7 protein-coding genes are annotated in these 10,690 nt (G+C 63.3%); all 7 read right to left on the bottom strand.

All coding sequences use genetic code 11. The features are described from left to right. Positions 1-326: 326 nt before the first annotated feature. The 7 genes from ASF71_RS14920 to ASF71_RS14890 all read right to left on the bottom strand — a co-directional run bounded on the left by ASF71_RS14920 (position 327) and on the right by ASF71_RS14890 (position 10,452). Positions 327-1,043 carry a hypothetical protein gene (locus tag ASF71_RS14920; protein WP_056301756.1) on the bottom strand — a complete coding sequence of 239 codons (717 nt, stop codon included), beginning with the start codon at positions 1,041-1,043 and terminating at the stop codon, positions 327-329. Then, the gene (locus ASF71_RS14915) at positions 1,040-3,277 is read right to left on the bottom strand and encodes a type II secretion system protein GspD (protein WP_056301755.1); all 2,238 of its coding nucleotides are present in this window, start codon (positions 3,275-3,277) and stop codon (positions 1,040-1,042) included. Before ASF71_RS14915 ends, ASF71_RS14920 begins: the two co-directional genes overlap by 4 nt. Continuing rightward, the gene (locus tag ASF71_RS23910; protein WP_156372851.1) at positions 3,274-3,999 is read right to left on the bottom strand and encodes a hypothetical protein; all 726 of its coding nucleotides are present in this window, start codon (positions 3,997-3,999) and stop codon (positions 3,274-3,276) included. The genes ASF71_RS14915 and ASF71_RS23910 overlap by 4 nt, the downstream gene beginning before the upstream one ends. A gap of 317 nt (positions 4,000-4,316) precedes the next feature. After that, on the bottom strand, positions 4,317-4,823 hold the full coding sequence (gene pilO / locus ASF71_RS14905) for a type 4a pilus biogenesis protein PilO (protein ID WP_056301751.1): 507 nt from the start codon (positions 4,821-4,823) through the stop codon (positions 4,317-4,319). Continuing rightward, positions 4,820-6,247, bottom strand: coding sequence for a hypothetical protein (locus ASF71_RS14900; protein ID WP_056301749.1), 1,428 nt, complete (start codon positions 6,245-6,247; stop codon positions 4,820-4,822). Before ASF71_RS14900 ends, pilO begins: the two co-directional genes overlap by 4 nt. 423 nt (positions 6,248-6,670) lie before the next feature. Further along, positions 6,671-9,475, bottom strand: a complete 2,805-nt coding sequence (locus ASF71_RS14895) for a hypothetical protein (protein ID WP_056301747.1) — start codon at positions 9,473-9,475, stop codon at positions 6,671-6,673. Continuing rightward, positions 9,472-10,452 (bottom strand): serine hydrolase, encoded by a 981-nt coding sequence (locus tag ASF71_RS14890; protein WP_056301745.1) that lies wholly within the window; start codon positions 10,450-10,452, stop codon positions 9,472-9,474. Before ASF71_RS14890 ends, ASF71_RS14895 begins: the two co-directional genes overlap by 4 nt. Positions 10,453-10,690 lie beyond the last annotated feature (238 nt).

Raw genomic sequence — 10,690 nt, 5'->3', positions numbered from 1 at the left:
TTGATAGTATAATTTGAGCATTTCAGCCTTCAAATATAGACCCATCAACTTCGTAAAAACATTGTCCATATCGCGAAAATCCGTGTTTGAGTAGTGCTAGGGTCTGTCCCCGCGTCAGGTCACTCCGGACGGTCTGAAGGCTCTGCTGGAGACGCCGGTTAGGCGTGGTTTGCAGGAGCTGGCCAAGGAGGTCGTCCAGAGGCATCTCATTGCGCAGCAGGAGGGCAGAGCGGCGGTACAGCCGGGCGAGGTCGAGGGTGTTGCGATACGAATACCCAGGAAGGGCCAAGCGGGGAAGCGTAAGCGTCGACATGGGGCTCCTGGGGTTACTGGGTGAGGCTGAGGGTGTAGCTGGTATCGCCGGTGCGGATGGTCCAGCGCAGCTCGATGGGTGCACTACTGACCCGGCCGGTGCGGATGCGGCCGATCTCGCCGGTCCCGCCTGTGAGGATGCCGGGGGTCAGGTTGCCACTGCGGCGGTCGAGGGTGGCCCGGATGGGCTGACCGTTCTGAAGCACCTGGATAGCGTTGGCGTCCAATGTGAAGGTCCGCTGGCCGAGGCTGGTCAGGCTGTAGGCGAACGTCACCTGATTGCCGCGTTGCACCATCGTGACGCTGCCCGTCAGGTCATCGGGGAGACCGGGAAGGCGCGGAAGCCGGCGCCCGGAGATTTCAGAGGTGCTTGTCACCGCCCCTGGCTTGACCGCGCCTGCTGGTGCCGGTACGAGGGCGCGCGGCACTGAACTCAGGATGAGCAGCTCGGCGTGATCGCCCACAGGGAGCCGGTAGCGGTTACCGCCCAGCTCGACGGTGTTCCAGGGTAGGGCCTTGAGATCCACCCAGACCTGCGTGGACGGCTTGGCCGCGATGGGGAGGGGCTGGGTACTGAGGACCAGGAGAGTGGTGTTCGCTTCTGGACTGGGCACCCGGTACGTGCCGGCGCCCAGGTCGACGGTGGCGTAGGGCAGAGGCAGGAGGCTGCTTTGAGCATGGGCCTGCCCCCAGAGCAGGCCCAGCAGCAGCGCGAGGCTGCGAATGTTCAAGGCCGCTGGCTGCCTTCGGTCGTGACAGGGGTGGCCGGGACATTCACGCGCTCTGCTCCAGCACCCGTGCGCTGGGCAGCGGGAGGCGTGATCGGGTCAGCCGTGAGCAGGAAGAGCAGCGCCGTGCGGGTCGCGGTCTTGTTGCTGCTGCCGAACAGCTGGCCGAGCACGGGAATATCCATCAGGCCGGGCACGCCGCGGCGGCTCTGGTCGTCGGTCGTGCTGATGATGCCGCCCAACACCACGGTTTCGCCCGGGCGGGCCATGACCGTGTTCTGAAGGCTTTGCTTGGTCTGGTTGATGCTGGCGAGGGGGCCGGCAGACGGGCTACTGCCCAGCGTGGTGTCCAGGGTCAGGGTGATCGTGCCGTCTGGGGCCACGCGGGGGCGGACCTTGATACCCAGGCCGTAGCTGTACGTCTGACCGGGGGTGGTGACGGCCGCGCCGTTGACGATCGTGCTCGTGGCCGGGAACAGGAGCTCGCCGCCGTTGTTAAAGTTCGTGTCCTTGTTGCTGAGCGTGAGGAAGTTGCTGTCAATGATCGTCTTCCCGGTGCCCTTCGTCCGGGCGGTGTTCAGGGCAACCTGAATGGACGCGGGGCTGAGGCTGGGGGCGTATCCGACCGTCAGGTTACCGTCGCTCTGGCCGACCTCCACGCCGCCCACGCCGACCTTCCAGTTGATGCCCAGGTTTGCCAAATCAGACTCGGACACCTGCTCGACGCGCAGTCGCACGCGCACCCCCTGGGCCGGCTGGTCGATGGCTGCAATGGCGCGGGTGAGTTCCTCGACGATGGTCCGCGGACCGGTCAGGAGCAAGCTGTTGGTGTCAGCGTTGGCCAGAACGGTGGTGGTGGCCGCCGGGGCCGCCGCCACGGCGCCTGTCGCGGTGGCCGCGCTGGTGGCGGCAGCCGCAGCTGCAACGGTCTGGGCCAGGCTGCTGACGCTCGTCGCCAGGGTCTGCGCATCGCTGTACCCGAGCGTAACGCTGCGCGTGATGATCTCATTGGCACTCCCGGCGTTACCTGTGGTCGGGGCAGCCTGCAGTTGGCCCAGGAGGGTCACGACCCGTTCCTGATCGGCGCGGGCGGCCTGAACACTGAGCATGTTGCGACCTTCGACCACCTGCACGTCTGCGCCCGGCAGTTCGCGCTTCAGGACACTCACGAGGTCAGCGGCGCGTCCGGTGTTGATGGTGTAGTAGCTGATGGCGCGGCCGGCGCGGCGGTCCCGCTGGGTCTTCAGGATGACGGCCACGGCGCCCTGCACTTCTTGCGGGGCATCCACGATCAGCAGGCCTTGCGTGGCCAGGGGGGTGACTTTGACGTCCGGCAGTAGGGCAGCGAGGACCTGGGCATCTTCCGTCACGGCGACTGTGTCGTAGCTCTGCTTGACGCTCCGGACCTGCTGAGCGGCGGCCTTCGTACCCACGCTCTGATTGAGGGCGACCACGAGCGCAGCGGCGTCGGCCTGCTGCTTGACATTGCCCCGGACGATCAGGGCGTTGCCGACCACGCTGACCGTCGTGCCCAGTTCGCGCACGGCCGCGCTCGTCTGCGCCACGTCGCTCTGCACGATGTAGGTCTGCGTGACCTGCACGGGGGTGGTCGCAACCACCGCAGCTGCGGGTTTGGGCAGCCCCTTCAGGGTCTTTTCGGAGGCGTCGAGCTGCTCGGTCGTCCCAGCCAGCAGGACCACGCCAGTATCAAATAGGGCGCTCTGAGCGGTCAGGAGTGAGGTGACGCGGGTCAGCTGTTCGCCGGTGAGGCCAGGGACCAGGACGGTGCGGGTCTGACGGCTGGTGTCCATGGTCTGGGGAGCGATGCCCTGCACACGGCGAACGGCAGCGGCGTCGCCAATGATGAGGACCTTACCTTCGAGGGTGGCGCTGCTGTTGGGGGCGTACAGGTTCAGTAGCGTCTCGATGGCGCGGCCAGCGCTCAGGCCTTGCAGGCCAGTACGTAGCTGCACCTGGGGGAGGCCTTGCGTCAGCACCGTGAAACCAGCTGTGCGGGCCACGAGGGTCAGGGCAGTGTCCAGGGTCATGCCGCCGGCAGGGATCGTCAGGGTGACAGGACGGCGGAGTTCGGCCGTATCGGGAAGGTTGACCGGGGCAGTACGGATGACGGTGCTGCCGGGGACAACGATGGTGGTTGCTGGTGCGTCACTGCCCTGAGCGGCGGCGGCGGTGAGGAGGGTCAGGGTCAGCAGGGTCGAGATGGGTTTGATGTTCATGGTTGGGCTCCGGTGTCAGTCGTGGGAGAAGCGGGGATGGTGAGCTTGGCGGTCTTACTCTTCTGAGTGAACACGAGGTTCTGGTTGTCAGCACTCGTGAGGGTGACTTCAGTGCCTGGAATGACTTGGCCGACGTCGACAAAGACCTGCCCTTCGTTGGTGTTGAGAATGACGGTGGTGTTCTCGCCACTGTCCGCGCGGCCGCCATAAGTCACCCGGTGATCCTGGAGCCACTGCTGGGTCACATTGAGCGCAGGTGCAGAGGCAGGAGCAGGAACGGGAGTCTGGAGGGCAGCAACCGGACCTGCTGTGGGTGTCGACGAGGGAATGACGACAGGTGCTACAGGGGTGGTCACGACTACGGCGGGTGAGGTGACCGTGATTTCGCGCACCGGGGGGATTGAGCTGGTTTGTGGCACCGCAGGTGTCACTGCACTGGCCTGGGGCGTGACGGGCGTCAACGTGACCACTGGATTAGGGGCGGTCACGATGGCCGTCGGTGCGGTGGTGACCGGGGCAGGCTGGGGAACGACCGTGGAATTCCGAGCGGGTTGCGTGAACACCTGAATACCAGGCTCCGCCGTTCCTGGGGCACGTACCACAGGGGTGGACTGCTGCACCACTGGGGCGGCCGCACGGGGCGCAGTGACGATGCGCGTGGTCGGGGTGGAGACCGTTGCGGGCGTGGCCTTGTCTTCGGCGGGAGCGAACGGATCGCGCACTCGGCCTGGATCATTGGTCGCCACAGTTGCTGCAACCGGCTTCGTCGGGGATCCGGTGTTGGGGGTTGACCCGGTGGAGACAGGGGGGGTAGAGGAGTCCTGGGTCGAGGCAGTGGAGGTGATGGGAGCAGGCACGGTCACGGGTGCGGTGGTGAGCACGTCAGGAGCGGCTGGGGGTCTGGTGGCGAAGTAACCGGCTGTGCCGATGACGGCGGCGGCGAGGACGCCACTGATCAGGAGCGCGCGTGGCGGGATAGCCTTTCTGGTAGGCGCGCCCTGTTTGGGGGCTGTTTCAGAGCTCGGGTGCGTGCTCATTGTTATTCCCCCTGCCGGACGTAGCCGGTGAGTTTGATGTTCTGTGCGCCATCGCCAGCCGTCGAAAATCCTGTGACGTTCATGATTCGCTTGTCCGCTTTCACGGCTCGGAGGAAGGCCTCCGTGTCGGGGTACGTGCCATCGGCGCGGATGTTGAGGCGGACTTCCGCAATGGTGGGGATGGCGCTTGGGCCGGTGCTGCGCGCGATGTTCTGAACCTCTAGACCGGACTGTTGCGCGAGTCGCTGGGTCTGCTCGAGGAGCACGCCCAGGTTTTCGCTACTCGGAAATTCCCGCTGAAGGTCCGCGAGTTCCGTCCGGGCTTGTTCGGCGCTGGTGCGCAGCTGGGGGAGGCGGGCGATGGTCGCCAGTCCAGACTGGTACTCCTCCTGTGAAGCTGACAGTGCGCCCTGGAGAGCGAGACGCTGTTCGTAGGCCGACTTGCCGAGGGTGAGCGTGCCGGCGAGAGCCAGGACGACACTCAGGCCGATGATCAGAGGGGTGTTCACGGAGTCTCCGGGGTCGCGGCCGTCGCGGCGGATTCAGTCGTCGCGGGTTTGGTCGTGGCGTTGGCCTGGATACGCCAGCTGCCGTCCGGGTTGCGGGTCAGCGTCTGCGTATCGAGCACGTAGGTCTGCTCCAGGTTGGTGATCAGGGCCGTCGCTGCTGCGCGGGACGCCGCCTTGAACTCCAACTGGTAGGTGGGGAGGGGGACACTCGCGGCCGGAATCGGCGCGACCACAGGGGTCGTCGTGCCGTCTGCAGCGGTCGTCGCTACCGGTGTAGCTGCCGCGACAGGAGCGGGCAGGTCGGTGGAGAGGCGAGTGAAGCGGGCTGTGAGTTGCCCTGCGGACTGGGGGAGCTGATCTGTGAGGTCGCTCAAGGCCTGAGACCAGTCGACGCGGCTCTCCGTGATCGCGGCGGCTTTGGTCTTGACATCCTGGACTCGGGCAATCTCTGCTTCGAGGGCCCGGCCTTCGGCCAGCTGAGGTTGGATGGCGGTGATCTGATCGCGGGTCTGCTGGATCTGGCGGCTGGTGCCCGCGTTGAGGGCACTCAGGACGCCGTAGGGCAGGAGGCCGAGGGCAACGCCAGCGACAAGAGGCCACCAGGAAACTTGCTTCGCCTGGCCTTCGGTTCTCCCGCGGATGGCGAAGAGAGTGCCATGCTGGTGGAGCAGTTGAGCGAGTCCCGAGGGGGAAAAGGTGACGAACTCGATCTCTGCCACATCTTGTAGGGCGGTCAGGACGTTCTGGATTAGGGTGGCATCGCCCATCAGCGCGACCCGCTTGACTTCCTGAAGCGCATCGGATTTGGCGAGGGAATCGAGACTCTTGAGGATGTCCTGCGCTGGCGTATCACTCCGGTAGAACTCCCGGAAGCGTCCCAGGATTTTGCCGTTCTCGAGGAGTAAGACGGTGTACTCGTCCGTGTGGACCTCGACCAGGAGGGTCCCGAGGCCGTCGGGCAGTAAGGCCTGGGCCGCTACGGCGAGGGCGGGGATGAGGACGGTCATGTGAAGGCCAGTCCGTTGGATGTCCTGGCTCAGGGCGGCGTAGTTGGAGCGGGCAATGTAGCCGAGCAGCGCGGCGGTTTGGTCCTGATCACTGATCGTGGGGGCCGCGTTGAGATAGAGCTCTCTGTTGTCTTTTTTGGTGTAGGCGGAGGCGTCGAGCATGAGCCCACCCAGCACCTCAGTCGGGGTGTACTCGGCCATGTTGGCGTAGGCCAGTTCAGTGCGTTTGGTGAGGTCGATGACCGCGACTGGGCCACTGAGCTTGGCGGGGAGGGTCTTGAGATCTGGACCCTGACTGGTTCTGACGTTCCCCTTCGAACTGACGAGCGTGGCTTCCCCTTCGCCGAGGATCAGGACCTGCGAATTGGTAAAGGGATTGCGGGTGGGCTTGGGGGACTTGGCGGTGCGTGCGGTCATGGGTGTCCTCTTGGCATAGGTACAGCGTGAGGTCGGTTCTGGTTGCACGGCCCAAACAGCCCAAAAAAGATCTGCCGAGATTCCGGCAGACGTTCCGTGGCGTGCGGAGCAGTTGACGCTTGATAGGGGGACAGTTCGGGGCAATCTGATCCGCCGTCGAGACAGTGTTGTGGGGAAAATCGCACCCGTTCTCAGCCGGCCTGCTCAAGTGGCCGAGGTCAAGTTGTCTAGATCGTGAGGCTTAAACGGCTAAGAACCTGGTTGACTTTGCACCAAATCGTAGGGGGCAAAAACAGGTTTCCGCTTCGTCCACAGATGCGCGACACCCTCGGGGGCTGCAAGGTTGCACGGTGACTTCCCTGAGCACGTTCACTCTAGCGCAGGGCGATTGCATGAGAAATCCAAGCTCCTGGACGCAGTTTTTCAAATAGCGGCCAGCGCATCCGTGATGATATCTCCCAGATTTTGGTTGCCATCTTCCTGCACAAGACGCAAGATGCTCCGCACAGGTGAATGGGCAGTCACCTTCAACTCCGGCAGGATCTGATTCAGCGCAGTCCCCAGTTCTAACGAGGAGACGAAGCGCAGTCCGGTCAACAGCGCGCGGGCTGCACCTCTGATGTCACCTTGATGCTGATACTGACTGGCCAGGTGCAAGGCCACCTTCACCGTCTTATCCTCAAGTCGACTGTTGATGTCCTGGGTGAACGTGCTGTCCGGCAACCCAGGGAGGAACACCCCGACCCGTGCAAGCAGGTTCTCAAGTTCGAATGCATCGGGATTCTGGGGGCTGTACTTTGAGCCCAGATAGACGTCTACATCCGCATGCAGGTGGACCTGATCACTGGACTCGACCCGGTACCCTCGGGGATCATTGGTCGGGGAGAGGAGCGTCTTTTCGACTTCCGGGTCAAGCTGCCGGAGCAACCCCCGCAGGAGCGACATGGATTTCTGTGCGTTTTTTCGGGGGATGGACGTATGGGTGTAGAGGTCCTCTCCCATGCTGGCAGACGTTTTCCAATCTCGTTTGAGGTGCAGATAGGCCAGCGCGTACGCCGCATAGGCTGGATTGACGTTGTACTCTCGCCCTGCGGCAATCAGGCTGATCCGGTTCAGGGTAATCAAATGGATCGGGTACGCCGGTCGAGCAGCCAGTTCTGGCTCTGGGATGTCCAGAATCCGTTGGAAGCGCTTCGGGTCCATCTTCAGCTTGATGCAGGCCTGATAGACGTCCTCAAACTCCCCCCGGTACATTCTCGCGGTCACATCGGTCGCACTTCCCCGGGCGTCGAGGATCTCAATCAGACGCTGAGCGTGCTCCTGGGCATAGCAGCCCTGGGCCACACGAATCTTGCTTGCGAGTAGGGTGGCGAGCAGGACGCTGTCATAGGTCAACCGCCCTTCCAGATCAATGGACTCCAGCACGCCTACCGCGCCGGTTTCATCGCCCTTGACGAGGAGGGCCAGTCCTTCGACTAGGGGCAAATAGGCGAGATGCTCGGTGTAGTTTTTCCTGGGTGATGTGATTTGGCTAATGACATCATGCAGGGCTTGCTTGTGCTCGGCGATGCGGTCGAACCAGCCCAGGCGGTAGAGCGTGTAGGCGGCAAAGGTATGCGGCATCAGCAGCCCTACGACGTTACTTCTGGCGTGAAATCCGCCGATAGACGCCTCAAAGTTGATCAAGGCGTCTTCCAATCTCCCGAATTCCAGGTAGATCAGCCCACGCGTGTTGTAGAGGTAGGGCATAGAGGCCAGGCTGGCCGGCTGGTTACGGAGTCCCCGATCGATGATGTCTAGAGCGTCATCGAAGGCGCCCGTGTCTTTGAGCACCTCACTCAGCTGAAAGATCAGGTAGTTGAGTTGTGGGAGATACCGGTCGCCCTCGCGCTCGGCCAGGTTCAAAGCATCGAGGAGTGCGTCCTTGGCCCCCAAGATATTGCCCTTCATCTGCCGGGCATAGCCGGTGTTGCTCAGGGCGGCAAAGTGTTGACTGAGGTTTCGCGAGCGCAGGGCATATTCGAGGTTTTTTTCAGCGGCCCGCTCCGCCTCGTCATAGCGGTTGCAGCGCATGTGGTAATTCGACAGGTGGCCGTAGTACCGCGAGTAATCCTCGTCTGTCTTCGCCCGTTCATGGGCCATTTCCAACGCCTGGGCCCAGGTGTCGAGGTTATTTTTTCTGGAGGCGAGAAGTCCTAAGAGGATGTAGGTGCGGGAGGCGTCGGTTCCTGATTCCTGCTGTTTGAGCAAGATGTACTTGGCTTCCCTGGGCTTATTGGCGGTGATGAGGTAGTTGGCGTACATATCGCGCAAGAACGCTGGCAGGCTGAGGAGAGGCACGCTGGACAGCAACTCCACCTTCTGCTGTAAGTCGCTGTCGTCCTCCCCATATCGGGTGAAGAAACTTCGGATCAGCATGACCATCTCATCGGGCATGAGCCGTTCCGTCAGGTCGAGGAGATCTTTGAGTTCGGTGTTCTGCTGGTCTACCGGGTCGATGCCTACTCCCACACGCTCCTGCAGGTGCCGGCGCATCGCGGGGTGGAGCCGGAGTTGTCCATGGACGGGGATGATAGGGAAACCGCAGTTCAGAAGGCTTTGCAATTGGCCCTCATGCTGCATGACCGCGAGGAATGTCTCCCAGCGGTCCTGAGTCGCGACGTCGGTCAGCAGTTCGCGCGCATGAGGGTCTACCTCCTCGAGCAAGTCGTCGAGATACCCCGACAGGTCCCCATACGGGCTCCGGTGAATTTCGACGAGCGCTGGCCAACCGAGGGTCTGTTCCTGGAGCTCCTGGGCGAGGTCCGCGGAGTCCTCCAGCGCGGCCAACTCATCGTTGGAAAATGCCAGATCAGTGGCATCCAGCACCAGGAGTTGACGCTTTTGCCGCAGCATCTGGACGCGGGCGTAATGGAAGTGCCGAACGGCCAGGATCATTTGGCAGAGCGTTGGGGGGACCTTGAGCAGCGCCACTACTTCTTCAGGGGGCAGCCGGTAGGCGTCGTCGATCAGGCAGACGCGGCGCTCCGATTGGGGGCCGCCGGCTCGCTCGAGGAGGGTGGCGACTGTATCTGTCGGCGCCGCAGTGATCAAGACGGCACCCGGAAGGGAGGCGGCCAGCTGCTCCTGAAGGCCGGTCTTGCCATACCCACTGGGCGCGCACAGCAGCACATGACCGGAGGCGGCCGTCACCTGTTCAAGGAGCCGGGTACGCCGCAGCGGACTCACCGCGGGGTCCTGAGTGCCAGGATGTTCTGCTCAATCCAGAGGACAACGGGGCGGATCTGCTTTTCCATCTCTTCTGCGTCGGTGGTGACGCTGCTGTCATTGAGGTAGGTGTACGCGAAGTTGCGGCCGTCCGGGGTCTCGACGTAGCCGGTGAGTGTCAGGATGCCCCAGCCGCTGCCGGCCTTCGCGGCCCAGTAGGTCGCGTTCAGTTTTGGTGCTTTGGGGCGGCAGCATCCGGTCGCCAGGATGTCGCGGAAGACTTTCCGGGTCGTGGGCTTCAGGGCTGCACCCGAGAGGGTCTGGGCCATCAGGTCGGTGTAGGCGCGCGCTGTACTGGTGTTCTGAAGGTTCACCTCCATATCAGCTGTGTAGGTCGGGCCGTTGAAATACACGTCCAGTTTCCGCTCGACATCGGGACCGGTCAGCTTCTGCGAGGCGGCGATCAGGTTCTTGGCAGTCACCAGACGCTGTGCGAACGGCTGGGCGCCGAAGACGCGGGCACCTGCGGCGGTGTTGGTCGTCATGACGGAAGGGATCAGGCCAGCCTGGGCGCCCCACCATGCTTTGGTCGTGAGGAGGACCGAGGTGCACGGGCTGCTCTGGCGCACCGCGCGGGCGAGGCGCTCTGGGCCGTAAGCGAGTTGGAGGATGTCGGAGGCCGTGTTGTCGCTGAGGTAGATCGCGCGTTTGGCGAGGACCTGCAGCGTGTTGTTGCCGGCGGGGTAGTCCTCGATGCTGCGGTTAGCGGCGGTGGTCGTGAACACGGTGTTCAGCCTCAGCTTCCCAGCGTCCACGTCCTGGAGTACGCCCTGGAGGATCAAGGGCTTGAAGATGCTGGCGAGGGGCTGTAGATCCTCGGGATTGCCCAACGTGAGCGCCCGTAACGGTTGCCTGGTCTTTGGATCGTACTCGGCAGCGTAAAAGCTGACGTGGCCTGTGACCCCCGTAGGGAGCGCCAGGGGCGTGGGGGAGCTCATGGTTGGGGCAGCCAGAGCTGAGACGCAGGTTGGGCCCGTGCTGGGCAGTGGGAGAGCTGGGCTCAGTGGGGTGACGGCGGATGCTCCAGCAGAGGTAGCGCTGAGAAGGGTAGTCAGGAGAAGGGGGAACAGGGTAGGACTCAGGAGTTGCACCTGCATAAGACGAAAAAAGCGCTCCCAGACGCGAGAGTCTGGGAGTGTCGAAGTCACAGCCTCTCTGGGAGCGTGCCCGCATTCT

It is taken from the genome of Deinococcus sp. Leaf326 (assembly GCF_001424185.1).
In the GTDB taxonomy this organism is placed as follows: domain Bacteria; phylum Deinococcota; class Deinococci; order Deinococcales; family Deinococcaceae; genus Deinococcus.
Note: the sequence above shows the minus strand (reverse complement) of the source record. Positions and strands in the feature narration are given on the sequence as shown.